General features: G+C 63.2%; 23 protein-coding genes and 1 tRNA gene. 7 read left to right on the forward strand and 17 right to left on the reverse strand.

The features are described from left to right. Positions 1-171: 171 nt before the first annotated feature. A complete protein-coding gene (locus J3A64_RS09435; protein ID WP_210064192.1) occupies positions 172-1443 on the forward strand; it encodes an acetyl-CoA C-acyltransferase in 1272 nt (423 codons plus the stop codon). Beyond that, entirely contained in the window at positions 1440-3584 is a 2145-nt protein-coding gene (locus J3A64_RS09440) for a 3-hydroxyacyl-CoA dehydrogenase NAD-binding domain-containing protein (protein ID WP_210064193.1), read from the forward strand. Before J3A64_RS09435 ends, J3A64_RS09440 begins: the two co-directional genes overlap by 4 nt. An 82-nt stretch (positions 3585-3666) precedes the next feature. On the opposite strand, the gene J3A64_RS09445 is transcribed toward J3A64_RS09440, so the two are convergent. The 8 genes from J3A64_RS09445 to J3A64_RS09480 all read right to left on the reverse strand — a co-directional run bounded on the left by J3A64_RS09445 (position 3667) and on the right by J3A64_RS09480 (position 14631). Further along, on the reverse strand, positions 3667-4650 hold the full coding sequence (locus tag J3A64_RS09445; RefSeq protein WP_011774497.1) for an aldo/keto reductase: 984 nt from the start codon (positions 4648-4650) through the stop codon (positions 3667-3669). Between the two features lie 57 nt (positions 4651-4707). Next, positions 4708-4926 carry a hypothetical protein gene (locus tag J3A64_RS09450; protein ID WP_011774496.1) on the reverse strand — a complete coding sequence of 73 codons (219 nt, stop codon included), beginning with the start codon at positions 4924-4926 and terminating at the stop codon, positions 4708-4710. Positions 4927-4956: 30 nt separating this feature from the next. Beyond that, positions 4957-5517 (reverse strand): hypothetical protein, encoded by a 561-nt coding sequence (locus J3A64_RS09455; RefSeq protein ID WP_014921411.1) that lies wholly within the window; start codon positions 5515-5517, stop codon positions 4957-4959. Beyond that, positions 5514-6083 (reverse strand): DUF402 domain-containing protein, encoded by a 570-nt coding sequence (locus J3A64_RS09460; protein ID WP_011774494.1) that lies wholly within the window; start codon positions 6081-6083, stop codon positions 5514-5516. The genes J3A64_RS09455 and J3A64_RS09460 overlap by 4 nt, the downstream gene beginning before the upstream one ends. After that, complete coding sequence (gene dxs / locus J3A64_RS09465; protein WP_210064194.1) at positions 6080-8053, reverse strand: 1-deoxy-D-xylulose-5-phosphate synthase; 1974 nt, start codon at positions 8051-8053, stop codon at positions 6080-6082. Before dxs ends, J3A64_RS09460 begins: the two co-directional genes overlap by 4 nt. 188 nt (positions 8054-8241) lie before the next feature. After that, the gene (locus J3A64_RS09470; protein ID WP_011774492.1) at positions 8242-11049 is read right to left on the reverse strand and encodes an aconitate hydratase; all 2808 of its coding nucleotides are present in this window, start codon (positions 11047-11049) and stop codon (positions 8242-8244) included. 243 nt (positions 11050-11292) lie between these two features. Next, positions 11293-12657, reverse strand: a complete 1365-nt coding sequence (locus J3A64_RS09475) for a class I SAM-dependent RNA methyltransferase (RefSeq protein WP_011774491.1) — start codon at positions 12655-12657, stop codon at positions 11293-11295. Further along, on the reverse strand, positions 12658-14631 hold the full coding sequence (locus J3A64_RS09480) for an APC family permease (protein WP_014921408.1): 1974 nt from the start codon (positions 14629-14631) through the stop codon (positions 12658-12660). A 115-nt stretch (positions 14632-14746) separates the two neighbouring features. Here J3A64_RS09480 and J3A64_RS09485 point away from each other — a divergent pair, with 115 nt between their 5' ends. Both J3A64_RS09485 and J3A64_RS09490 read left to right on the forward strand, forming a co-directional pair. Continuing rightward, complete coding sequence (locus J3A64_RS09485; protein ID WP_017198905.1) at positions 14747-15418, forward strand: TrkA family potassium uptake protein; 672 nt, start codon at positions 14747-14749, stop codon at positions 15416-15418. Further along, complete coding sequence (locus tag J3A64_RS09490) at positions 15418-16155, forward strand: TrkA family potassium uptake protein (protein WP_011774488.1); 738 nt, start codon at positions 15418-15420, stop codon at positions 16153-16155. Before J3A64_RS09485 ends, J3A64_RS09490 begins: the two co-directional genes overlap by 1 nt. On the opposite strand, the gene J3A64_RS09495 is transcribed toward J3A64_RS09490, so the two are convergent. From J3A64_RS09495 to dut, 4 genes are all read right to left on the reverse strand, one after another. Further along, positions 16122-16904 carry a DUF3159 domain-containing protein gene (locus J3A64_RS09495; RefSeq protein ID WP_014921407.1) on the reverse strand — a complete coding sequence of 261 codons (783 nt, stop codon included), beginning with the start codon at positions 16902-16904 and terminating at the stop codon, positions 16122-16124. The genes J3A64_RS09490 and J3A64_RS09495 overlap by 34 nt on opposite strands. Continuing rightward, positions 16901-17119, reverse strand: a complete 219-nt coding sequence (locus J3A64_RS23690) for a hypothetical protein (protein WP_238324569.1) — start codon at positions 17117-17119, stop codon at positions 16901-16903. The genes J3A64_RS09495 and J3A64_RS23690 overlap by 4 nt, the downstream gene beginning before the upstream one ends. Before the next feature lie 151 nt (positions 17120-17270). Beyond that, entirely contained in the window at positions 17271-18029 is a 759-nt protein-coding gene (locus J3A64_RS09505; protein ID WP_210064195.1) for a DUF3710 domain-containing protein, read from the reverse strand. Between the two features lie 119 nt (positions 18030-18148). After that, entirely contained in the window at positions 18149-18688 is a 540-nt protein-coding gene (dut, locus tag J3A64_RS09510) for a dUTP diphosphatase (protein WP_043471120.1), read from the reverse strand. Between the two features lie 76 nt (positions 18689-18764). Here dut and J3A64_RS09515 point away from each other — a divergent pair, with 76 nt between their 5' ends. Further along, on the forward strand, positions 18765-19235 hold the full coding sequence (locus J3A64_RS09515) for a DUF3093 domain-containing protein (RefSeq protein WP_210066115.1): 471 nt from the start codon (positions 18765-18767) through the stop codon (positions 19233-19235). Between the two features lie 70 nt (positions 19236-19305). On the opposite strand, the gene J3A64_RS09520 is transcribed toward J3A64_RS09515, so the two are convergent. Next, positions 19306-19605 (reverse strand): DUF4193 domain-containing protein, encoded by a 300-nt coding sequence (locus J3A64_RS09520; protein WP_011774483.1) that lies wholly within the window; start codon positions 19603-19605, stop codon positions 19306-19308. Between the two features lie 302 nt (positions 19606-19907). Here J3A64_RS09520 and sepH point away from each other — a divergent pair, with 302 nt between their 5' ends. Next, entirely contained in the window at positions 19908-21260 is a 1353-nt protein-coding gene (sepH, locus tag J3A64_RS09525) for a septation protein SepH (protein WP_187329934.1), read from the forward strand. A 36-nt stretch (positions 21261-21296) separates the two neighbouring features. On the opposite strand, the gene J3A64_RS09530 is transcribed toward sepH, so the two are convergent. Genes J3A64_RS09530 through J3A64_RS09545 form a run of 4 tightly spaced genes read right to left on the reverse strand, consistent with a single transcriptional unit; the run spans position 21297 to position 25760 of the window. Beyond that, positions 21297-22025, reverse strand: coding sequence for a thymidine kinase (locus J3A64_RS09530; protein WP_011774481.1), 729 nt, complete (start codon positions 22023-22025; stop codon positions 21297-21299). Next, positions 22018-23247: an alkaline phosphatase family protein gene (locus J3A64_RS09535; protein WP_210064196.1), complete on the reverse strand. Its 1230-nt coding sequence runs from the start codon at positions 23245-23247 to the stop codon at positions 22018-22020. The genes J3A64_RS09530 and J3A64_RS09535 overlap by 8 nt, the downstream gene beginning before the upstream one ends. Then, positions 23244-23969: a DUF5998 family protein gene (locus tag J3A64_RS09540; RefSeq protein WP_011774479.1), complete on the reverse strand. Its 726-nt coding sequence runs from the start codon at positions 23967-23969 to the stop codon at positions 23244-23246. Before J3A64_RS09540 ends, J3A64_RS09535 begins: the two co-directional genes overlap by 4 nt. A 57-nt stretch (positions 23970-24026) precedes the next feature. Then, on the reverse strand, positions 24027-25760 hold the full coding sequence (locus J3A64_RS09545) for an acetate--CoA ligase family protein (RefSeq protein ID WP_210064197.1): 1734 nt from the start codon (positions 25758-25760) through the stop codon (positions 24027-24029). On the opposite strand from J3A64_RS09545, the gene J3A64_RS09550 reads away from it, so the two are divergent. Continuing rightward, positions 25745-25846: transfer RNA gene (locus J3A64_RS09550), tRNA-OTHER, on the forward strand. The genes J3A64_RS09545 and J3A64_RS09550 overlap by 16 nt on opposite strands. Positions 25847-25880: the final 34 nt, after the last annotated feature.

Consider the following 25880-nt stretch of genomic DNA (forward strand, 5'->3'; position numbering starts at 1 on the left):
TCACCCGAACCGTGGTTTGTGGTGGCAGGCCTTTTGCGTCCCCGGGATACGCACTCCGCGTGCGGCGCGGGCCTTGCAAGCTAAGTTACCCACGAGTAACATTGCAGTGAATGCCAGCCGAAGCACCCGTGACGCGGGATTCGGCGCCATGTCTCAACGAGGAGTTAATACATGAGTCCATCACGCAGTGCTCAGAGGAACGTCCGCGACGTCGTGTTCGTGGACGGCGTGCGCACACCTTTCGGCAAGGCCGGCGACAAAGGCATCTATGCGGGTACCCGCGCCGATGACCTCGTGGTGAAGTGCATCCGCGAATTGATGCGGCGGAACCCCTCACTGCCCGCGGACCGGATCGACGAGGTAGCCATTGCCGCCACCACCCAGACCGGGGACCAGGGCCTCACCATCGGCCGCACAGCGGCGCTCTTGGCCGGACTCCCCCGCACGGTACCTGGCTTCGCCATCGACCGCATGTGCGCAGGTGCCATGACGGCAGTAACGACGACGGCGAGCGGCATCGGCTTCGGCGCTTACGACGTCGTCATTGCTGGAGGCGTGGAACACATGGGCAACCACCCCATGGGCGCAGGCGCCGATCCCAATCCGCGGTTCATGTCCGAGCGCCTGGTGGACCCTGCGGCGCTGAACATGGGCAACACCGCGGAGAACCTGCACGACCGCTTCCCCGCGATCACCAAGGACCGCACGGACTCCTATGCGGCAGCCTCCCAGGCCAAACTCGCCGCTGCGTACTCCAACGAACAAATCCAGCCCGACCTCGTCCCCGTCGCCACCATGAAGCCCGGCCAAGGCTGGGCACTTCACACCATGGACGAGCCCCCGCGGCCCGGAACCACTGTTGCCGATTTGGCCGATCTGCGGACCCCGTTCCGCGCCCATGGCCGGGTGACCGCAGGCAACGCTGCCGGATTGAACGACGGCGCCACTGCCGCCGTTCTCGCGTCGGCCGAAGCCGCTGAAGAACTGGGGCTCTCAGTCAAGATGCGCCTCGTTTCCTACGCCTTCGCCGGCGTCGAGCCTGAGGTGATGGGTATTGGTCCGGTTCCTGCCACGGAAAAGGCCCTGAAGAACGCGGGGCTGGGCATCGAGGACATTGGACTCTTCGAAATCAACGAGGCCTTCGCCGTGCAGGTCCTCAGCTTCTTGGACCACTTCGGCATTGCGGACGACGATCCCCGGGTCAACCGCTATGGCGGGGCGATCGCCGTCGGACATCCACTTGCTTCCTCGGGTGTCCGCCTGATGAACCAACTCGCGAGCCAGTTCGAGGAAGACCACTCGGTTCGCTACGGCATGACCACCATGTGCATCGGCTTGGGCATGGGCGCCACGGTGATCTGGGAAAACCCGCACCACGCCGCCTACCAATCGTTCACCGCTGACCAGGCCATCGCAGCCACCACCGAAGGAGCCGCCGCATGAGCGCCGCAGAATTCCAGAAGCTCGCCGCCCTTTTCCCTGACGAAGTTGTCACACACTCCTACGTGCAGGACATCCAGTTGCCGGGCGGCGCAGGGACCTTCGCACTGATCACCCTGGACAACGGCCTTGACCACACCAAACCCACCACGCTGGGCCCCAACACGCTCGTTGAACTCGGCGGCGTTTTGGAGAACCTCAAGGAGCGCGCCACCCGGGGAGAGATTGTTGGCGTAGGCGTCACGGGCAAACCCTACTTCCTGGTGGCAGGTGCCGACCTCTCTGCCGTAAAAACACTCAAGGAACGCGAACACGGGCTCTGGATGGCGCAGCTCGGCCACGCCGTTTACAGCACCCTGGCAAATCTGGGCGTTCCAAGCTTCGCCTTCATCAACGGCCTTGCCCTGGGCGGCGGGTTGGAGATTGCCCTGCAGTCCACCTACCGGACCGTTTCCACGGGTGCCGGCGCCCTTGCCTTGCCTGAGGCCTTCATTGGCCTCGTACCGGGCTGGGGTGGCGTCTACATCCTGCCGCGCCTCATCGGTCCCGAGAACGCGGTCAAGGTGATGATCGAGAATCCCCTCAGCAACAACCGCACGCTCACCGGACCGCAGGCGTTCGAGCTCGGCATGGCCGATGCCATCTTCGAACCCGCCGACTTCGTGGAACAGTCGCTCGCATGGGCGGCACGGGTTATCTCCGGCGACGTTACGCCTGAGCGGAAGAACTCCGTAGATGCGAGCGATGAAACAGTCGCCGGCCGGTGGGCAGCCGCGGTAACCGCAGGACGGGCATTTGTGGAGTCCAAGACCTCCAATGCCTCCCCTGCCCCGGCCAAAGTGCTGGATGTCATGGAAGCCAACCGCACCATGACCCAAGCAGAGTCGGCTGAACTCGAGTGCGAGACCCTTGCGGGGCTCATGCAAACCGACGAGTTCCGCTCCACGGTGTACGCGTTCCTGGACCTCGTCCAAAAACGCTCCAAGCGTCCTGCGGGGGCTCCTGACCGCAAGCTTGCCCGTCCGGTCACCAAGATCGGCGTTGTGGGTGCAGGGCTCATGGCAAGCCAGCTGGCACTGCTGTTCGCCCGGCAGCTGAAAGTCCCGGTGGTCATGACGGACATCGATCAGGCGAGGGTGGACAAGGGCGTCGCGTACGTCCACGCCGAAGTCGACAAGATGCTTGCCAAGAAACGGATCAAGCAGGACGCCGCCAACAGGACCAAGGCGCTCATTACGGGTTCCGTCTCCAAGGAAGCCTTCGCTGACGCCGACTTCGTCATCGAGGCCGTTTTTGAGGAACTGCACGTCAAGAAGCAGGTCTTTGCCGAGGTGGAAGCGATCGTTTCTCCCGAGTGCATTCTGGCCACGAACACGTCCTCCCTGTCCGTGACTGCCATGGCGGAAGATTTGAAGCACCCCGAACGCCTGGTGGGTTTCCACTTCTTCAACCCGGTGGCTGTCATGCCTCTGTTGGAGATCGTTCGGGCTCCCAAGACCGACGACGCCGTCCTGGCCACCGCGTTCGAACTCGCCAAGGGACTCAAGAAGACCGCCGTCCTGGTCAAGGATGCCGCAGCGTTCGTGGTCAACCGCATCCTGCTTCGCCTCATGGGCGAGGTCATCGCGGCGTTCGATGAAGGAACCCCGGCGGACGTGGCAGACAGCGCACTGCGCCCCATGGGGCTGCCTATGTCGCCGTTCACTTTGAGCGCCATGGTTGGCCTACCAGTAGCCCAACATGTACAGGAGTCACTGCACGCCGCGTTCGGCGACCGGTTCCCGGTCTCGCAAAACCTCCAGAAGCTCATCGACAACGGAGTGAAGAGCCTCTGGGCTCCGGGTCCCGACGGGACTCCTGTCATCCCGGCAGAGACACTGGCCATCATGTCCTTCGGCAACACCCCTTCCACTGGTGAGGAAGTCCTCCGACGCACCCAGGACGCCTTGGCCGAGGAGATCGGGCTGATGCTGGAAGAGGGCGTCGTGGCCGGACCGGAAGACATCGACCTTTGCGTCATCATGGGCGCCGGGTGGCCGATGTTCCTGGGCGGCATCACGCCGTACCTGGACCGGGTGGGCGCATCCGAGCGGGTCAACGGCAAGCGGTTCCTCGCCGCCGGCGTAGCGTCGGCACCCGCTTAAGTCCCGCAAGAGCATAGGAAGAAGGGCCGTGCCCGGAGCAGTTGCTCCGGGCACGGCCCTTCTTGTGTGGCGCGTGTTTGGCCTAGAAGAGTGCCACCTTGGGCGCGCGGGGGAAGATCTCGTCCAATTCCTCGCGATCCTCCTGCGTGGGCACCCAGCACACGGCTTCGGCGTTCTCGCGGATCTGCTCCGGACGGGTGGCACCGGCGATGACGCTGCTGACGCCGGGCTGCGCGGCCAACCAGGAGAAGGCCAACTGGAGCTCGCTGATGTCCCGTTCCTTGGCGAACTGGCCGAAACGGCCAAGCTGTTCCCAGTCGGCATCGTGCACCAGGTTGGTCCGGGTGTGGCTCAATCGTGAGCCTTCCGGAGCTTTCCCCGCAGAGTACTTCCCGGTGAGCAGCCCGTTGGCCAGGGGAAAGTACGGAAGGACACCCAAGGAGAAGGCCCCGGCAGCGGGAAGCACTTCGAGTTCGGCGCGCCGATCAAGGAGGTTGTAGTGGTTCTGCGTCGAGATGAAGCGGACACCACCTGATGGTGATTGTCGTGCTACATATTCAGCTTCTGCGATCTGCCAGCCGGCAAAGTTGGAGTGGCCGATATACCGGACCTTGCCGCTGGACACCAAGTCATCCAAGGCGGCCAGGGTCTCCTCGATGGGGGTGCGCGGGTCCGGGGTGTGGAACTGGTAGAGGTCGATCCACTCAGTATCCAAGCGGCGAAGGGACGCCTCTACGGCCTTGATGATATAGCGGCGCGAGCCCCGGGCGTCAAAGTCGTTGCCGTTGACTCCGTGCATATCCATACCGAACTTGGTGCCGATGACCACGTCATCGCGGCGCCCCTTCAGCGCTTTGCCCAGCATGGTTTCGCTGAGGCCCGGCTCACGCCCGTACACGTCGGCAACGTCGAAGAAAGTCACCCCGGCGTCTAGCGCGGCGTGGACAACAGCGTCCGTACCTTCCTGGGATTCGGTGGGAGTATTGGCGCGGCCCAGGTTGTTGCAGCCCAGCCCAACAGCTGAGACGGTCAGTCCGGAACGGCCAAGGCGTCGGTATTCAGTCATGGATTCAGCCTATACGGCGCCTCGGCGCACATAGTCACCCAAGGCAACAAACACTGGCTAGCCAGTGCCGTAGGAGATCCCGGATTCCTCCATGGCATCTTCCAGTTGAGCCAGGGCGACCGGACCCATGCCGTGGAGCTTGGTAAGTTCAACTTCGCCGAACTCGGCCAGTTGCTCCAGTGTCTCTATCCCTTCGTGGGCCAGGGCTCGTCTCGCCGGCGCGGCGAGACCCTTGGGCAGTGGCGTATGTCCGGGCCAGTTGCTCTTGGAAGACATGGAGATCCCTCCTGATGCGTTGGGTGCTACTTAGAGAGTAAAGCCCACACCCTGCTTGGGCGAGTGCTTCACACGGAATGCCCTTGGGTCGCTATGAGGCGCTGCTGCCACCGTGAGCTTGGTGAAGTCCAGGTCCTCACCACGGACGCAGATCTTGATGGCATTCACTGCTTTGTTGACGTCCGGGCAGAGGCAGAAGATGTTCAGGTGGCCATTGCCGATTTCTGAACGGTCCACGATGCCCAAGCCCCGCCACGCCAGTTCGCCGGTGAGTGCGGCCTTGGCCTTCCGTTCAAGATGCCGGTCACGTTCGGTGCCGTCCTTGGTCTTCAGCGCAATCTGGGCAACTACCCAAAACTGTTCGGACTCCGGAATTTCGGCATAGCCGTCTTCCTCGCATTGCGCGGCGAAAGCAGCCATCAAGCCATCCACGGCAGAATCGTCGTCAACGTTTGCTTCGTCGGTCTTGCTTTGGTGGCCCACTACACCGTGGTTGACCACGAACTGCTGGTCTTCGTCGTCATACCAGGCCTCCCGGAAGTGGAGAACTCCTTCGTCGTCGCGCTTGTACGCGCGGATGATGCCGCTCATGCTCGTCCTTTCCTGAACCACTCGGCGCTGGTGCTGGTGGCTCCATTGACGTCGAAAGGTGCTTTCATGGTGTCCACTGCCTCAAAGAGAGCTGCGCATTCTGCGCGCATTGTGTCCACCGTCTGTTGCGGATAGCCCATGGCCACCCGATGATGCTCAAATTCGTCTTCGTCGTCCACGAACACCCCATGCTTGGTGGAACGGATGACGTCCAGATCCATGTCGATCATGTGGAATTCAGTGACGCCCGGCTTGATGGGATTCCAGTCATGGCCGGTGGCCAGGTCAACGTAGATCCTGAAGTCGCCCGGGTAGCTGTCGTCGTAGAACGTGGCCACGAAATCACCGTGCCGCGGGACCAACAGGACTGCATCCGACGCGGTATAGAAAGCCGCGCCCGGGCGAGCGCAAAACTCGCCGGCCCCCTGAAATATCCACCAACCATGAATGTCTTCCCCAAGGTAGCGGCCAGGCACCACCCAGTGCGCTTTTCCGTCCCATTTCCTGTTCCTCGACACCACGAGGTCACCGGGCTGTAATGCGCCCGGAACGCGCCCGTCCGTCACAGGGTTGGCAGGCTGCCGGTGGTGGGGTGTTCCTGGCCCGGGAGGGGCCTGGCGAAGGGGACCTTTGTTCCCAAAACCTGGGCCACGACGTCGTGGGTTATTTTCTGGGCGGTGAGTCCCACGCGTTCCAGGACCTGGCTGCGGGAGCCGTGCACCAGGAACTCAACCGGCAGGCCCACTTCGTTCAGGGCGGTGTCTACACCGGCAGCCCGCATTTCCTGCCGTATACGGGAACCCACGCCACCTGCTCGGACTCCGTCCTCGATGCAGATCACCAGGCGGTGACGGGCGGCAAGGGCGATGATCGACTTCCGGACGGGCAGTACCCACCGCGGATCCACTACTGTGGAGCTGATGCCTTGGGCCCCCAAACGGGTAGCGACATCGAGTGCGAGTTCTGACATGGCGCCGACGCTGACAATCAGGACGTCGTTCTCTGTGGAGCCCTCCGGGCGGCGCGCGAGGATGTCCACGCCGTCGTGAAGCCTGTCGATGGCTTCAATTTCGGAACCGACGCTGCCCTTGGAGAACCGGACCACTGTGGGGGCATCGTTGATGGCGACGGCCTCACGCAGTTCTTCGCGGAGGCGGGTTGCATCGCGGGGGGCCGCCAGATGAAGTCCGGGCACGATTTGGACCATCGCCATGTCCCACATCCCGTGGTGGCTGGGCCCATCCGGGCCGGTCACTCCGGCACGGTCCAGGACGATAGTGACGCCTGCTTTGTGCAGGGCGACGTCCATGAGGAGCTGGTCAAAGGCGCGGTTCAGGAAAGTGGCGTACACGGCAACCACCGGGTGGAGGCCACCGAAAGCCATTCCCGCGGCGGACGTCAGAGCATGCTGTTCTGCAATGCCGACGTCGATCACACGCTCCGGGTGGCGCTCAGCGAACTTGTGCAATCCCACGGGGATCAGCATGGCGCCGGTGATCCCCACGATATCGGAGCGTTCATCCGCGATATCCGCGATCTCTTCAGCGAACACCGAGGTCCAAGACCTGGCTCCCGGCATTTCCGTGGGCTCGCCCGTTTCCGGGTCAATGATGCCTACCGCATGGAACTGGTCTGCTTCATTGGCCAGGGCCGGTGCATAGCCGTGGCCCTTTTCCGTCATGGCATGCACAATGACCGGTCCGCCATAAGCCTTCGCGGTGTTGAGCGCATGTTCCATGGCTTGCAGGTTGTGTCCGTCAACCGGGCCGATGTATTTCATGCCAAGGTCTTCGAACATGCCCTGCGGGGCCCACCAGTCCTTGATGCCCTTCTTCATGGCATGCAGGCTCTTATAAGTGAACTGACCCGCCGGGCCGCCGTCCTGAAGCTTCTTCTTCCACCAATCCAGCATGCGCTCGTAGGCCGGTGTGGTGCGCAGGGAGTCGATGGTGGGACGCAACGAGGCAAGGTAATCGGCAAAACCGCCAACAGTGGGAGCGTATGAGCGCCCGTTGTCATTGACGACGATCACCACGCGGCGCCGCTTGTCAGCGGCAATGTTGTTGATGGCTTCCCAGGCCATGCCGCCGGTCAGCGCGCCATCGCCAACGACGGCGACGACGAACCGGTCGCCCTCGCCGGTCAGCTGCCGGGCACGCGAGATGCCATCTGCCCAAGACAAGGAGGACGATGCATGTGAACTTTCCACGATGTCGTGCTCGGACTCGGCACGGTCCGGGTAGCCGGACAGTCCGCCTTGCTGGCGAAGTGTGGTGAAGTCCTGACGTCCGGTGAGCAGCTTGTGCACATAGGACTGGTGACCGGTATCGAAGACGATGCTGTCCCGCGGAGAGTCAAAGTTCCGGTGGACAGCGAGGGTGAGTTCAACAACGCCCAGGTTGGGACCCAGGTGTCCACCCGTTGCGGCTACGTTGGTGATCAGGAATTCCCTGATTTCGCCGGCCAGTTGTTCCAGCTCGGTGCCGGACAGTTTGGCCAGGTCCCGTGGATCCTTGACGGTTTCCAAAAGTCCCAACGGCCCTCCTTAGGGTGAATGACGTGCTTGTTAACTCTAGCGCGTGCCCGGGGCTGCGCGTTGCGCCGTGGATTCGAGCCACGGCATTGTTCTCCCGGGCCGGCCCCCGGGACGCCAACAGCCCCGGCTGGTCGGGCGACCAGCCGGGGCTGTCCGGCTTCTGAATCAGCTGCTAATCAGCCGGTTCGTTATGCCGAGATCTGGCGCAGAACGTACTGCAGGATGCCACCGTTGCGGTAGTAGTCCGCTTCACCCGGGGTATCGATGCGCAGAACGGCGTCAAAGGACTTGGCGGTTCCGTCTTCGGCCGTGGCAGTCACCTTGAGCGTCTTCGGCGTGGTGCCGTTGTTGAGCTCGGTGACACCTTCCACTGCAAACGTTTCCGTACCGGTCAGGCCCAGCGTTGCTGCGGACTCACCGGCGGGGTACTGCAACGGAAGGACGCCCATGCCAATGAGGTTGGAGCGGTGGATGCGCTCGTAGCTTTCGGCGACGACGGCCTTGACGCCCAGAAGCGCCGTGCCCTTCGCTGCCCAGTCACGGGACGAACCGGAACCGTATTCCTTGCCTGCCAGGACAACCAGGGGCGTTCCTGCTGCCTGGTAGTTCTGGGCTGCATCGTAAACGTACGCCTGGGGCGCACCCTCCTGGCTGAAGTCGCGGGTGAAGCCACCTTCAACATTGTCCAGGAGCTGGTTCTTGATACGGATGTTGGCAAAGGTACCGCGGATCATGACTTCGTGGTTGCCACGGCGTGAACCGTAGGAGTTGAAGTCCTTGCGCTCCACACCGTTGGCCAGAAGGTACTGGCCTGCGGGAGTGTCCGACTTGAAGGAACCGGCCGGGGAGATGTGGTCCGTGGTGACGGAATCGCCAAGCTTCAGGAGCACGCGGGCGCCTGAGATGTCCTTGACGGGATCCGGCTGGGCCTTCATGCCCTCGAAGTACGGGGGCTTCCGGACGTAGGTGGAATCTTCGGCCCACGCGAAGGTGTCACCGGCAGGGGTGTCGAGGGCCTTCCAGCGATCGTCGCCGTCGAAAACGCCTTCGTAGCCCTTGGCGAACATAGCCTCGTCAATGGAGGAGTCGATGACTTCCTGCACCTCAGTGGGGTTCGGCCAGATGTCCTTCAGGAAGACCTCATTGCCCTCGGAGTCGGTGCCCAGGGCATCGGTGTCGAAGTCGAAGTCCATGGAGCCGGCCAGTGCGTAAGCGATGACCAGCGGCGGGGACGCCAGGTAGTTCATCTTTACGTCCGGGTTGATGCGGCCTTCGAAGTTACGGTTACCGGAGAGGACTGCGGTGACGGAGAGGTCGTTGGCCTGGATTGCCTCGGAGATTTCCGGCTCAAGCGGACCGGAGTTACCGATGCAGGTGGCGCAGCCATAACCCACGATGTAGAAGCCGAGCTTCTCCAGGTACGGGGTAAGGCCGGACTTTTCGTAGTAGTCAGTGACAACCTTCGAGCCCGGGGCAACGGAGGTCTTGACCCACGGCTTGGAGGTCAGGCCCTTGTCCACGGCGTTGCGTGCAAGGAGGGCCGCAGCCAGCATGACGGACGGGTTGGACGTGTTGGTGCAGGAGGTGATCGAAGCGATCGACACTGCACCGTGGTCCAGCTCGAACTCGCGGCCATCGGCGGTGGTCACCTTGACCGGCGTGGACGGGCGGCCATTCGCACCGTTGGCGGCGGAGTAAACGCGCGCCGTCTCCGTGGTGTGCGAATCAGCGTGCGTGAAGGACGGCGCATCCGATGCCGGGAACGATTCGTCCAGGGACTCGTCCACGCTGCCGTCTTCGATGGCGACGTAGTTGTGGATGTCCTTGCGGAACTGCTCCTTGGCATCCGTGAGCTCGATGCGGTCCTGAGGACGCTTGGGGCCCGAGATGGAAGGAACAACAGTGGACAGGTCCAGCTCGAGGAACTCGGAGAAGCGCAGTTCGCGGGAGGGGTCGTGCCAGAGACCCTGTTCCTTGCTGTATGCCTCCACGAGGGCGACATTCGCTTCGGAACGGCCGGTCAGGCGCAGGTAGTCCAGGGTGACGTCGTCGATCGGGAACATAGCAGCCGTGGAACCGAATTCCGGGCTCATGTTGCCGATGGTGGCGCGGTTGGCCAACGGCACAGCCGCAACGCCTTCACCGTAGAACTCAACGAACTTGCCAACAACACCGTGCTTGCGCAGCATTTCGGTGATGGTCAGCACCACGTCAGTAGCGGTAGCGCCAGCCGGGATGCTGCCCTTGAGCTTGAAGCCCACAACGCGGGGAATCAGCATGGAGACGGGCTGGCCGAGCATTGCTGCTTCGGCTTCGATGCCGCCAACGCCCCAGCCCAGGATGCCCAGGCCGTTGACCATGGTGGTGTGGGAGTCGGTGCCAACACAGGTGTCGGGGTAGGCACGGACAACGCCGTCTACCTCGCGGGTCATGACTGTGCGTGCCAGGTACTCGATGTTGACCTGGTGGACGATGCCGGTTCCCGGGGGAACAACCTTGAAGTCATCGAATGCGGTCTGGCCCCAGCGAAGGAACTGGTAGCGCTCACCGTTGCGCTGGTATTCGATCTCCATGTTGCGCTCCAGTGCGCCGGAGTTTCCGAAGGCGTCGATCTGGACGGAGTGGTCGATGACCATTTCTGCAGGCGCCAACGGGTTGACGCGCTTGGGGTCACCGCCGAGCTCCTTGACAGCTTCACGCATGGTCGCCAGGTCCACGACGCAGGGAACGCCGGTGAAGTCCTGCATGATGACGCGGGCGGGGGTGAACTGGATTTCCGTGTCGGGCTCCGCATTGGGATCCCAACCGGCCAGGGCGCGGACATGGTCAGCCGTAATATTGGCGCCATCCTCAGTCCGCAGGAGGTTTTCAAGCAATACCTTAAGGCTGAACGGAAGGCTGTCTGCGCCCTCTACGGAGTTCAACCGGAAAATTTCATAGTCGGTGCCGGCTACATTCAGTACGCCTTTGGAACCGAAGCTGTCCACAGTGCTCATGGCAGGACTCCTCTCGCAACAGTTTCATCTTTGTCGCGTGGTTGGCCGCTAGCCAGTTAGGCGCACCTTACTTAGCCTGGCGGCATCTCTCTTGGTCACCCCGGTCCGCGGCGTTGATTTCTGCGGACCGGGACTACTACAGCCATCGTAGTGGCATACTCCGGCGTTGCGTCACTGATCAGGTGCCGCTGTGAAAACAAGCAGTTCCGCCTGCTGCCCCATGGAAGGCGGGCCGCGCCGCGGCTACGCGGCGGGAACCATCAGCCCTACAGTTTCCAGGTGATGGGTGTTCGGGTAAAGATCGAAGGCCCGCAGGGACTCCAGTCGCCAGCCACCTTGATGGAAGTAACCCAGATCACGTGCAAAGGATGCGGGATCGCATGACACATAGGCGATTGCACGGGGTCCGGTGGCCATCAATTGCTTGACCACGGCCTTGCCTGCTCCGGCACGTGGTGGATCCAGCACCACCGAGTCGAAGCTGCGGGCACGTTGGTGCAGGACCTTCTCCACACGTCCCTGCACAATTTCCACCTGGGCTTCACCGTGCAGGTTTTTTCGGGCGTCGCGGCTGGTGCCCGGCGCGCCTTCAACGGAAAGTACCGAACCGGTAACTCCCACGACGTCCGCCAAGGGCGCCGTAAACAGGCCGGCGCCGGCGTAGAGGTCGGCCACTGTCGCGCCGGGCTGCAAGTAGCCACCGCCGGAAAGATAGCCCGTCACAGCGTCCACCAGCGTGTCCGGGGCGTCCTTGTGGATCTGCCAGAAACCCTCACCGGTCACACGGTACTCATGGCCTGCTGCGGTTTCCTGCACCCAGGTCCTCCCCCGAAGCTGCAGGACTTCGCCCTTGCTGGGATCGAAGCTGGCAACCGAGACATGGTGCGGCAGCTGCGAAAGGATGCTGTGCAATCTCTTGGGGCTGGTCGATTCTTCCGGAGCCAGCAGAATCAGGGGCCGCGAACCGTTGGCGGGCACGGCAACTTCCACACGGGCGATGCCGGACAGGTCAAGGTCCCACAGCTTCAGCTCGTTGACGCCCGTAAGCGCCAACGGCATCTCCTTGATGGGAAGCACTACGTCTGAACGGTGTGCGTGCATGCCCAACCGGCCCTTGGGGGTCACCGCGAAGCTGGCCCGCGTACGCCAGCCGAGTCCGCCGTCGTGCTGATCTCCCACGGCTTCCACCTCGGTGGTGAGGTCCAAGCCGGCAAGCCGCTTGAGCTGTTCCGCCAGCACGTCCGCTTTCAAGGCCCGCTGGCGCTGCAACGAAATGTGGCCGAGCTCGGCACCGCCCACCGGCGGAGCCCCGCGGCTCCATGAGCCCAGCGAGTCCGCCTGCTTCCAGAAGTGCGGAACGCGGTCGGGTGAGGCTTCCAGGACCTCGACGACGTCGGCACGCCAGAAGCGCGACGAGTCGCCGGAGTCGGTCAACCGGATCCGGACTTTCTCTCCCGGGATGGCGTGCCGGACGAAGATGACGCGCCCTTCATGCCGTGCGACGAAGTGCCCTCCGTGGGCTATGGCGCCTACATCCACCACCAGTTCAGTGGCGGGCGCACCCTGGTCTCCGGAGTGGTGTTGGGGGGAATTACTGTGGGAGGTCATTTAGGTATCCTGCAGTGCCTTTGCTTCTTCGGACGATTTCAACTGCCACGGGACGCTGGCAACCATGACTCCAGGTTCAAAGTGGAGCCTCGTCTTGATTCTGAGTGCTGTTTGGTTATGGACGAGTTGTTCCCACCATTTGCCCACCACATATTCGGGGATGTACACCACGATCAGGTCCCGCGGTGAGTCGCGGCGCATGTTCTTGATGTAATCCATGATGGGTGTCACGGTCTCACGGTAGGGGCTGGCCAGAACGGTCAGGGGAACGGGGATTTCCAGCTTCTCCCAATCGCGGACCGTCTGGGCTGTCTCTTCAGCACTGATGTCCACGGTCACGGCGTCCAGGCGCGATGGCCGCGACGCCCGTGCATATGCCAACGCCCTGAGGACCGGCTTGCGGACGTGGGAAACGAGGAGAACCGCGTGGACCCTGGTGGGAAGTGCACGCGGTGAGGAATCCTCGTCCACGGCCAGCTCCCTGGCCACGTTGTCGTAGTGGGCACGAATGCTCCACATGATGAGGAAGAGAACAAACATGGCGAGCAAAGCAATCCAAGCGCCTTGCTCGAACTTGGTGATGAGGACGATGACAAGGACCAAGGCCGTCATCCCGAAGCCCAGCATATTGATGGTCCGTGACTTGATAATACGGCGGCGGACGGCTTTGTCCCTGGCGAGTTTAAGTTCGCGGCCCCAGTGCCGGATCATGCCGAGTTGGCTGGCAGTGAAGGAGATGAAGACGCCCACAATGTACAGCTGGATCAGCTTGGTGACATCTGCGTTGAACGCGAGAATCAGGACCAGCGCCCCGGCTGCCAACGCAAGGACGCCATTGCTGAACGCAAGCCTGTCGCCACGGGTGCGGAGCTGCCGGGGCAGGTAGCCGTCTTGGGCAAGGATCGAACCCAGCACGGGGAAGCCGTTGAAAGCCGTGTTGGAAGCGAACACAAGGATGACGCCGGTGGCCGCAACGACGACGTAGAAAAGAATGGAGCCGGACCCGAAGATGGTGTCTGCGATTTGGCTGATGGCAGGTGTCTGGATGTACCCCTCAGGAAGTGGCTTTCCGTCCACCAGGAACTCCCGGGCAGGATCCAGGACGATGTGCACCTTGGTGGCGTTGGCCAGGTAAAGGATGCCTGCCAGCATGGAGGCTGCGATGACGCCGAGCAGGAGCAACGTGGTGGCCGCGTTTTTGCTCTTGGGCTTCTGGAAGTTTGGTACGCCGTTGCTGATGGCCTCAACACCGGTCAGCGCGGCGGCGCCCGATGAAAAGGCACGCAGAAGCAGGAAAGCCCCGGCCAGGCCCACCAGGCCCTCATCAAATCCGGGCTCAGGGACGATGGTGAAGTTGGCGGAAGGTGCCTCCCCCAAGGTGCCGGTGACCGCCTGAAAGATACCCACCCCGGTCATTCCAAGGATGGACGCCATGAAGATGTACGTCGGGACAGCGAAGAGCGTCCCGGCTTCCTTGACTCCGCGAAGATTGACCAGCGCCAGGATGATCACGCCAATAGTGGCAATCAGTGCCTGCTGGCCATGGAGTGCCGGGATGGCGGTGGTCAGGTACGTCGCCGCTGATGACATGGACACGGCAACCGTCAGCACATAATCCACCAGCAAGGCGGAGGCGACAGTAAGACCGGCGTACTTGCCGAGGTTGACGTTGGCAATCTCGTAGTCGCCGCCTCCGGACGGATACGCGTGCACGTTTTGGCGGTAGGACGCCACCACCGTGAGCAACACCACCATGACGGCCAGGCCCACGAGCGGGGAGAAAGCCACGGCGCTTACGCCGGCAAGGGCGAGCGTCAACAGAATTTCGTCGGGGGCATAAGCCACCGAGGACAGGGCGTCCGAGGCGAAGATCGGCAAAGCAATGCGTTTGGGCAACAAGGTGTGGGACAGGCGGTCGTTCCTGACTGGCCGGCCCACCAACACCCGCTTCGCGGCATTCAGAATTGTCAGCACTCCGCAAAGCTACTCTGAATCCCCAGGGATGTCATGACGGGTTGTCGCCGGCTTAGCCACGCGGCACCGGTAAAGTCATACCGAGCGGGATGGACAACACACATTAGGAGACATGGTGGCTCACTTCGTGATCATGGGTTGCGGCCGTGTTGGCGCAACCCTGGCACACACTTTGGAGGATGCCGGCCACTCGGTGGCCATCATCGACCAGGACGAGCGGGCCTTCCGCCGGTTGCGCAACACGTTCACTGGGCGCAAAGTCACCGGAGTCGGGTTTGATCGGGACACCCTGAAACAAGCCGGCGTGGAAGAGGCCTATGCCTTTGCCGCCGTATCCAGCGGCGACAACTCGAACATCCTGGCCACGCGTGTGGCCCGCGAAACCTTCCATGTTGCCCACGTGGTGGCACGGATTTATGATCCCGGCCGCGCCGAAATCTACCAGCGGCTCGGCATCCCCACGGTGGCAGCCGTCCGCTGGAGTGCCGACCAGGTCCTGCGCCGCATCCTTCCCGAGCAGCACCTCGCCGGTGACTACCGCGAGCCGTCGGGCCGCTTGGTACTGGCCGAAGTGGATCTCCACGAGGATTGGATCGGACACAGCATGGACTCCATCGAGTCCGCCGCCGGAATCCGCATCGCCTTCCTCACCAGGTTTGGTGAGGGCCTGTTGCCCCAGGCCGGCACCGCATACCAAGAGGGCGATACTGTCCACGCAATGGTGAGCCTGGACAGAACCTCCGAGATCAGCCGGATCCTCGCCAAAGCACCCGCCAAGGAGTCTTAGTGAAAGTTGTCATTGTTGGCGCGGGCAGCGTCGGCTCGTCCATTGCGCGTGAGCTGCTGGCCCACAAACACGAGATCCTCCTTATTGACTTGAAGCCCGAAGTCATCGGACGCAGCGGGCTTCGAGGTGCCCGCTGGCTGGTGGGCGACGCCTGCGAACTCAGCACCCTGCAGGACGCCAAACTTGAGGATGCCGACGTCGTGGTTTCTGCCACAGGCGACGACAAAGTGAATCTGGTGGTATCACTGCTCGCCAAGACCGAGTTCGGTGTGGGACGGACAGTTGGGCGCGTCAACAATCCCAAGAACGACTGGATGTTTAATGACTCCTGGGGCGTGGACGTCGCAGTCAACACCCCGCAGCTCATGACGGCCCTGGTGGAAGAGGCTGTTGAAATCGGCGACATCGTGCGGCTGCTGACCCTGCAAACAGGCGTGGCATCGATCGTTGAGTTCACGGTTCCCCACGATTCCCATGTCATCGGGAGCACGGTGGGTGGTATCGACTGGCCGGAAGACGCAACGCTGGTGGCTATCCTGCGCGACCACGCACCCATCACCCCCACACGCGACGACGTCCTGGACGGCGGCGACGAGCTGTTCTTCGTCACCACCATCGCAGCGGAAGACGGGCTGCGGGCCCTGTTGTCACCAGCGGCCGAGGACGGCCAGGAACCTCGTGAGGGGTCCTCCGAAGCAGCAGATCAGTCCGCTGAAGACGACGGCTTCGACGGCTGAGTCGCCGGCTTGGTGACCAGCCAGGCCACCCAGAGGCCCAGGATGTACAGCGGGGCCCCCATCAGGAGCCTGGTGGTGGCCAACGCTGTCAGGCCGGGTTCACCCATGAAGTACAGCGGCACCTGAACCACCAGGCGGAGAGCAAGCACCGCCACCACGATCCACGTGCCCAGGCTGTAGGCGCGGAGCCTTTCAGCATCCTTCCGCCACTCAAGTCCCTCGTTGCGCACGAAACCGAACAGAAGCCCCGCAACCGGCCACTTGAGCACGATGGAGAGCACCATGCCCGCGATATAGGCGATGTTGGTGAAGAACCCCAGGACATAGAAGTCCTCTGCCTTACCCGTGGTGTTGGCCAGCCACGCGGAAATACCCACGCCCACCACGCCGGCCAATGCCTGCGTCAAGGGCCGCCGCTGGATCAGGCGCACCACGGTGAAGACGGCGGCGGTAGCCAGCGCCGCGATAAGAGACGGCGTTAAATCCCGGGTGATGGTAAAGGCCACCAGGAAGACCAGTCCGGGAAGGATGCTCTCGGCAATGCCCTGTACCCCGCCCGCTGACTTCAGCATGTCGACGTGCCCCGCGCTGTTCCGGTGAAGGCCGGCCTTTTCGGCATATCCCGCAGCGAGCTCGGACACACTGGGTGAGTCCGGACCGGCCTTAGCCGCGTCGGGCAGCACAACGTGGTCCTCCGGGGGCGTGGGGCGCCCTGTGTCCTTCGGTTCTGATCCGTTTGCCACGGTCATAGGTGCTCCTGACGGGAAAGTATTTCGTATCGGGGATTGAACATGGCCGGTAGTCCATCAACCTGGGTCACCATGCCGTTCAAGCGAAGTTGCACACCGGCTTCAATGCCGGGAACCCGGGTCCTGCCCAGCCAGATCACACGGAGGCGGTCATAGGACTTCCGGGCTCCGCCGGGAGCGGACGCACGCTGGTCCCCCGGCCTCAGGGCATCCACCACCACAGCCGAAAAGAATGGTTGTTCGCTGGGCGGTTGATGCGTTACGGATTCAATGAAGCCGGTACATACAGCCCTGCCCCGTGCAGGAAGATCACGGACTCCTTGCTCAGGGGGCCTCTGACCGGGCACACCGCTGCCGCCGGGGGAATCAACCAATCTGGGTGATCTCCGGCCCTCGCTCCGGCTGCTGCATTGCAGGCGCTGCCGGGGGAACCGCACCCTGGGGTGCGCCCGCTTGGCCCGGTACCGCGGCATCCTTGGGCAGGCGCAGCTGCAACAGTTCGCGCGGAGGCATCGGATTGTCCCCGCGGACCACCACAACTTTGCGGAAGAGGTCTTCCAGCCCCGCTGCGGCATCACGTTCCAAGGCAGCCTGCCCGCCAAGGACACCACGGAGGAACCATCGGGGCCCGTCCACACCCATGAAGCGGGCGGCACGGAAGCCGCGGCTGCCGTCAGCCGCCTCAGCGGGCAGTTTGGCCACGAGTTCCGTGCCGAAAGCTCCGGAAACCTCTTCGGTTTCCCCGCCTTGGCTCGCCACCGACTGGGTGATCTGCTCGCGGATTTCGTCCCAAAGACCTTCGGAACGCGGCGCCGCGAACGCCTGGAGCTGCAGGCTCGAACCGTTGAGGTCCATGGTCACGGCCACCACGCGTTGGGTGGCTTCTTCCACCTCAAGCCGCAGTTGGAGACCATCCGCCGGTGCGATCAACAGTGCACCGAGGTCGACGTAGCCATCGCGGCTCTCGATCTCGTCTATGTCCAAGGGGCCTTTGCCAAGGCGGAAATCGCCGGGCGTACCGGACCCGCCTGGTTCGGAAGCCAGCGCCTCGGCACCGGACTCCTCAACAGTGCCGGCGGTTTCGGACCGATCGTCCTTGGACTTCTTGCCGCGCCCAAAAAGCATTGGGTTTTCTCCTTAGTAGTGGTCTATCCCCAAGTAAACCGCAACCACGTTAAACCTCGCTAAACCGCGCACATACGTCAATCGTTTGGTGTGCGGTACACGCAAGGTTCGGTAGTCTCTCAGGCCTTCGGTGCGTTGAATCCACCCGTGGACCCGAAGCCGCCGGTTCCACGAACGGACTCGGACAGTTGGTCAACAGCCACGAACTGCGCGTATTCGACGCGCTGAATCACCATTTGTGCAATTCTATCGCCGCGCTTGAGGTCAATGGCATTTTCCTGGTCGGTGTTCAGGAGCGTGACGGCGATTTCGCCACGGTAGCCTGCGTCCACAGTGCCGGGAGCATTGACCACCGTGAGTCCATGCTTGGTGGCCAGCCCGGAACGGGGGTGGATCAGGGCAACGAAACCTTCAGGCAACGCAATGGAGACGCCCGTTGGAACGAGTTTCCGTTGGCCGGGAGCAAGGTGCACATCCACACGTGCGCGGAGATCGGCACCGGCATCACCGGGGTGCGCGTAGGACGGGGCCTCCAACCCGGCGTCGAGCATTTTCAGCTGCACTTCCAAAGTGGGGGCGCTGTAGGCTGCTGTGGTTTCGCTGCTGTCCGCGACTGCGGAGCTCTGGTCTGTGCTGAATACTGCGGTCTCGTTGCTCACAATGGTCCATTCTACTGGGACCACGGCCAGGGCCCGATAAGCTGGACCCATGCCTACGCCTGACCAGTCCTCCCCCATGCCTGCCCGGAACACCCCTTCGGCCTCCGACGTCCTGTACACCGAGAAGTTGTGGCCGTCTGTGTGGATCTGGGTTGTGGTGGTTGGCTTGTCCGGCGCCGGCGTCCTGATGTTTGGTCCCATCAGCGCGGCCACCGGCATCATCGCCGCCTTGGCGCTGCTGGCCATTATGACCATCATGTTGGTGCTCTCTACGCCCACCATCACCGTTACGGCTAACACCGTCAGGGTGGGTCGGGCCAGCATCGACCGCAAATTCGTAGGCTCCGTCCAGGCATTCAGGAAAGCAGAGGCCACCGCTGAACGGGGTCCCCGCCTGAATGGACTCGCCTACATGTGCTTCCGCGGGTGGATCGACCCCGTGGTCAAGATTGAGATCACGGACCCCGCGGACCGGACCCCTTACTGGCTGGCGTCCTCCCGCCGGCCCGATGAGCTCGTTTCCGCCCTCACCACGCCACAGGGTTAACGCCGGGCCGGTCAGGAGCTGACGCCACCCGTGACCCCTTCCATGGGGGTTCCCGGCCCCGCGGCAGCGCCTAGCTCTCGCATTCGGTGCAGTACTGGTGGCCGCCCCGTTCCGCAGCGATCTGGGACCTGTGCTTGACCAGGAAACAGTTGAAGCACGTAAATTCATCAGGTTGGGGCGGCATGACCTGAATGAGGAGCTCTTCCCCGGACAGATCCGCGCCCGGCAACTCGAAGCCATCGGCGAGGTCGGTCTCGTCGACGTCCACCGCTGAGGACTGCTTCCCCGACTGGCGGGTCTTCAGTTCTTCCAAGGAATCCTCGCTGACGTCTTCCTCGGTCTTTCGAGGGGCATCGTAATCCGTGGCCATGGTCCTTCTTCGTCCTCCATACCTGTTCCGGGTTGGAAACCGGAGTGCAGCAACTCTCCTGCCGCCGGCTTAAGGGTGCAAACGCCGGACGCCCCGGATTTGTGCCCGATCTCGGCCAGATTGTCCTCCCCCACGCCCAAAAAGTCCATAGAACTCGATCTGGTGCGAAAAAGCTCGGGAAGCCTTCCGGAATCGATCGGCTTTCAGCGGAATATCACGGCACGCCCTTTGTCCTAGTAGGAAAAGGCCCCCGCGGGTGGCAGAGTTTCGAATGTCAGTTATGCCATGTGGTGGAGGGTGTTATGCAGGATCTACGGCTGGTAGGCGTCCACGACGACGGCGGGCATCTGCTCTTAAGCGGCCCGGGCGGTGCGATGTTCCAGCTTCCGATCGACGAGGCCTTGAGGGCCGCGGCGAGCCGCACCCCTGCCCAGGTGGCCGCACGCGCTTCCAACACGGCGATTGCCATGTCGCCCCGCGACATCCAGGCCCGGATCCGCAGCGGAGCCACGGCCACGGAAGTTGCTGAACTCTCAGGTCTCCCCCTTGCCAACGTCCAGCGCTATGAAGGCCCTGTGCTTGCAGAGCGTGAGTACGTAGTGCGGCAGGCCCGCAACATCGAAGTTGCCTCCCCTGCCCCCGGGCATGACATCTACCGCTCCGCTTTCGGCGACAACCCGGCCACTCTCGGGGAGATGGTTGACTACCGGCTTTCGGCGCACGGTATCGATTCCTCCACGGTGGATTGGGACTCATGGCGTCGTCCGGACGGCACCTGGACCGTCGTCGCACGCTTCGAAACTGTTCCCGGCGCCCATGGAAGCATCGGCGAAGAGCCGCCTGCCATGTGGACTTTCAGTCCCCAACGCAAGTCCCTGCAGAACGCCAACCGCTGGGCCCAGCAACTCAGCGAACTTGAGCCGATGGACGGCCCGGTGCCTGCGCGACGACTTGCCGCGGTTTCGGACAGGCCGTTCGATTTCGAAACCGACGCCGAAACAGCAGCACGTGCGTCCGCGAAAGAATCAGACAGCCTCCTGGAAATGCTCCGCTCCCGGCGAGGCCAACGCTTGGGCGTGGACGAAGACGGCGATGATGCCTTGGCAGTACTGCTGAGCAACGTTCCGGCAGCGCACCCGCGGCCGGGCGAGGAAAGTGACGAGGCGGCAGAAGAAACAGGCCATGCGGATGGTGAGCCGGCAGCCCCTGCCGCCGAGGAGCCCGCACGCAAAGACGGGCGCCCTTCGATGCTGTCGCGGTTGAGTCTGGCCCCGCGACACTTTGAGTCCCACGACGACGACGGCGACGACTCCCTGAAGCTCCACAATGGAGTCAGCACTGACACACGTGAAATAACGGTGGTAGCCAGCCCGCTCCGGCCCGTTACTTCCTTGGCGGGCCGCAAACCTGCAGGGCTCGACGAACTCCTCGGCGGCAGCGGCAACCCGGAACCCCGCGGGGAAGACGATTCCACCGGCTTGCAAGCTGCACATGACGTCCCTGGCGTCCCTCAGGATGAGACTCCCGTAGAGGACCAGAAAGACTCAGACGTTCGCAAGGACGTTGATGCCCCCGCGGAACGCCAACCCTCACGCCCCAAGCGGTCCAGCATCCCGAGCTGGGACGAGATCGTTTTCGGGGCTCGCGGAGACTAGCCCCGCGGAGATGGCAGCAACGGCTGGCTGGATCGGCTAGCCGTGCCGGAGAGCTCCTGCCCCCGGCCAGAGGCAAGCATCAATGTCGAACGGCAGCGGCTGGTCCGCCCCTGCCATCAGATTTGCGCCATGAGCCGTCACACGCCTCATGTAGTGCCGGCGGCATAACGTCTCGTAACCCACGGCGTGCGCGGGCACAGGCTCGTCGGGCACAGGCTCGTCGCCGCTGTTTTGGGGTGCGACATCGCCCACCATCACCTGGTCACCCTCCACCACCATGATGCCGTTCACGGTGCGGGCGTTCTGCGTTGCCCGTCGGCCACACCAGCACAAAGCTTCCACCTGCAGCACCTGCACTTTGTCCGCGAGTTCAATAAGCCGCTGTGAGCCGGGGAACAATCTGGTACGGAAGTCGGAGGTGATGCCGAACGCGAAGACGTCCACATCCATCTCATCCACAACCCGCGCCAACTGCTCCACCTGGGTGGGTGAGTAGAACTGCGCCTCATCACAGATGAGGTAGTCCACGCGGAGTCCGTTGGTCCGCCGGGCAACCACTTCGTCCCAGAAATCGGTGCCGCCCACAACCTCAACCGCATCGGTCTGAAGGCCCAGCCTGCTGGAGATCGTTGAATCACCTGCACGGTCGTTACAGCTGAACCGAACACCTCCGCGGCCCCGTGCCCGATGATTATGGTCCATTTGGAGGGCCAGGGTGGACTTGCCACAGTCCATGGTGCCAGAGAAGAAGACCAGCTCAGCCACGTTTGCCCTTCTTGCCGGCAGCGGCGAAGCACAACAGGGGTACTTCGCGCTCGGCCTTGGTCAGCGAACCGTGCTGCCCCACTACTTCGAGTGATGCCGGGCGGGCCCTCCGTGTGTCGTAGAGGGCCAGGGTGTCACGCGCTGCGATCATGACGTCGCCGATGCGGGGGGCGACCTCGGGACGCACCGGGCCGAATAACCCTGCATCCGCGGCCTGCTCTCGCGTAAAGGCCCATATCCTTTCACCAAAGCGACGACGCCAGGCTTCAATGAGGGCTTCCCGGTGGGCAGGGGCTGCGTCCGGTTCCAAGTAGAGATGGACCATGCGGGGCTCGCCGGCAGTGTGCCGGACACCGGCCACCAAAGATTCATCAGCGGAGTAATCGATCCTTTGGGACTCGGGAACGTCCAACATGCCGTGGTCGCCGGTCACCAGGATGGTGGTTCCGGGAGGCAGTGTGGCGGAGAGCCTCTTCACCGTGGAGTCGAGTTCTTCGAGTTGGTGCTCCCAGCGGTCGGACTGGCAGCCATAGCGGTGGCCGGCTTTGTCCAGCTCGTTGGCGTAGAAGTACATCAGGGAACGGCCGCCACCGGACATTGCCTCAGCGGCTGCGGCGGTCCTGGCATGCAGGGTGATACCGCCCACAAAGCGGCTTCCCCGCAGAGCGGCCTGTGTCATGGGCGAGTTTCCGAACTGCGGCAGGCTGACGGTGACGACGTCCAGCTCTCCCGCCAGCCGTTCGAAGACCGTCGCGTGAGGCTGCCATAGCGCAGGATCCACCTGTGAATCCCAGTTGCCCAGAAGGTTGACTACCTTGTCTTGGGCGGGATCGAGGACGTCGTAGCCCACCATTCCGTGCTGGCCGGCAGGCAAACCGGTGCCGAGGCTCGCGAGGGACGCTGCCGTAGTGCTGGGGAAGGCGGCGTCAATCCATGGAGGGACATTGCGTTGTCCCTCAGCCATGACCGAACGGAGGAAGGGCGTGTGGGAGGCCTTCTGCTTCAGCAGGCTGCGGCCGAGGCCATCGGCGAGGACCACACAGACACGCTGCGTTGACGGCAGCTGAAGGTGGTTGGTGAAGCCGGGCATGCCAAGGGCCGCGGCGGAACTCGTCAGGACTTCGGCTATGGATCTGCTCCCGAAAAGCGGGGGCGATGGGAGGTCTGCGGCCGGGGCGGTCCCCGCAGCTGTGTTCACCGGGTTCTGTGCAGTTTCCCTCAACGCTGGTGTCCGCGGCTGAGGCGGTTGCTGAAGACGCCCGAACGCGGCCTCGGTGCCGGGATGCTGGCATGTTGGGCGGGTGTTGGATTGCCCGTATTGACCGCACGCAGTGCACGGGCAAATGTCTTGGCGTCCTGGACTGCCTGGAGTCCGTCTGCCTCAGCGCTGATCCGCAGGACAATGTCTTCCTGGGCGATGGTTCCGCTGTAGCCATGGTCGGCTTCGCACTGGGGATCCCCGCAGCTCGCCGGCCCCATGTCCAGGCGTTGCCCGCCGGACCAAGCGATGGACACAGTCATCTCACGGACAGGATCGGACGGCTTGTAGTCCTGGGGTTGCGCATACATGTAGCTGAGCACCACCGAGCGGATCTGGGCCACAGGTACCGACTCAGTGGAAACCTGGGCGACGATCTGTTCTCCGGCCTCATCCAGCTGCTGGTCATCAACGTGGGTGATCACCAGCATGTCTTCCGTGAGCACCAGCACGGTGATGTGCCTGCGGACCTCGGCACGGTCGAAGTGGGTCTCCAGGTGGACCAAGTGGGAGAGGCACTCCCGGCCATCCAAGGCGTCGTCAACGACGTCTGCCACCAACCGCGGGTAGAAGCCTGCCTGCTGCAGCGCCTGGTCCAGGCTCTGTCCCTGCGAGCCGTGATGGTGGGCGGTGTGGTGCCCGGCGTTGGACGGGCGGGATTGAGGCGTCGGAGACTGGGTGCTCATTCCCCCATTTTCACAGATCGCTTGGTGACTACCTAACCGTGCGGTCCCTTCCTGTGGCTAACCCCGCATGGCGCGCCGGGCACTGTCCGTACGCTGCGCTGCGTTGCCGATCCAAACCTCCGCCCCCAGGATGGTGGCGCCTGTGGGATGTGCAAGGACGGGGTTGAATTCCACCAGCGCGATTCCAGGGTGGTCATCTTTTAGCTTGGCGAGCCTGGCTGCGATGTCCTCAAGGGCTGCCACATCCACGGCGGGCAGTCCTTGGTAGCCGAAGAGCTTCCGGGACGCCCGGGGTGAGCGGATGACATCGTGCAGATCGGCAGCCGATAGCGGCGGCACCCGATGGGCCCAGTCGTCCAGCAGGTTCACGGCATCTCCTGCCAACCCGAACGACAGAACCGGCCCCAGCAGGGGGTCTTCCATCGCACGGAAAGTGCAGGCCTGCCCCACAGGTGCCATCGCCTGTACTTCAAGTGAGGGTGATCCGTAAGGCTCCAAGGCGCGGCGCATTTGGGCGATGTTCTGCCTCAGGGACTCCGCGTCCTGGATATCCAGCCGAACCCCGCCCAGGTCAAGTCGGTGCCGCAGCGCAGGATCGGTGGTCTTGAGAACTACGGGCCATCCAACGGTATCCGCGGCTTGCACGGCTTCATCAGAGGTACCAAATCCAAGCGACGGTACTACCTCGATTCCGTAGCCCGACAGCAGCGCCGCGGCAGCACCGGCGTCGAGCTTTCTGATCTTTTCGCCCGTGACGCCGGCCAGCATCGCGGTCAGCGTGTCCCTGGTGCCGTCCACATCGCAGTCCTCGGGCTCCACAAACAGCCCTTGGTCCCGGTCGCGCCACTGCGCATAGCGGACGATCGCAGCCAGAGCCGCCACGGCGGCACCGGCATTGGAGTAGCACGGCAGCACGGGCTTGCCGGCTGTTCCTACCATGCCTTCCACCTGCACGGAGGGATCCAGGATTCCGGTGAACGCAGCCACCACCGGTTTTCCGGATTCAGCAGCGCATTCGGCCAAGACTCCTGCCAGCGCCTCCACGGTGAGTCCGCGGGCGGGGAGGAGTGCGGCAACCACGGCGTGGACGGACTCGTCCGCGAGGCTCTCCTGCAAGCTGGACCGGAGGGCAGGAACGGCGAGCGACATCCCTGCGTCGAGGTCCAGGTCCGTTACTAGTCGGGCTACGTCCAAACCGAGCGGCACTGCACTGTCCGCAACCACTTTGCCCAAGGCGACCGAGTTGGAATAGACAGCCAGGCCCGGCCCCTTGGGCAGTGCCTGCGAGGACGCAATCTGGGCTATGTCCATAAGCTGTTCAATGGTCTCGACGCGGATGACGCCCGCTTGGCGCATCATGGCATCCACGGCCGCGCCCGGCGCCTGGGTGGTCCGAACCTCGTGCCCGGGCGGAAGGCTAAGTCCCGTGACATCGGACTTGGCCACGATCACGGGCTTGCTGCGCGACAACCGCCGGGCGAGTCGGGAGAATTTACGGGGATTGCCGATGGACTCCAAATAGAGCCCCACGGCGGAGGTATCGGCGTCATCTTCCCAATACTGCATGGCATCGTTGCCGGAAACGTCGGCACGGTTTCCCGCAGACAGGAACGACGACAAACCTAGCCTGCGGCGGCTGGCGGCGGCGTAAACCGCCACACCCACGGCAGCCGATTGGGAAAACAAACCCAGGCTTCCCCTCGGAGGCATCATGGGCGCCATGGACGCGTTCAAGGATACTGCCGGGTGCGTATTCAGGATCCCGAGGGACTCAGGGCCAATGACGCGCATCCCGTTTGCCCTGGCCCGACGCACCAGCTCGTGCTGGCGGGCGAGTCCCCGCTCGCCGTCGTCGGCGAATCCGGCAGTGGCCACCACAAGGCCCTTGACGCCGGCAGCTGCGCAGTCGTC

The sequence above is a fragment of the Pseudarthrobacter sp. PvP004 genome, assembly GCF_017876035.1.
Lineage (GTDB): Bacteria > Actinomycetota > Actinomycetes > Actinomycetales > Micrococcaceae > Arthrobacter > Arthrobacter aurescens_A.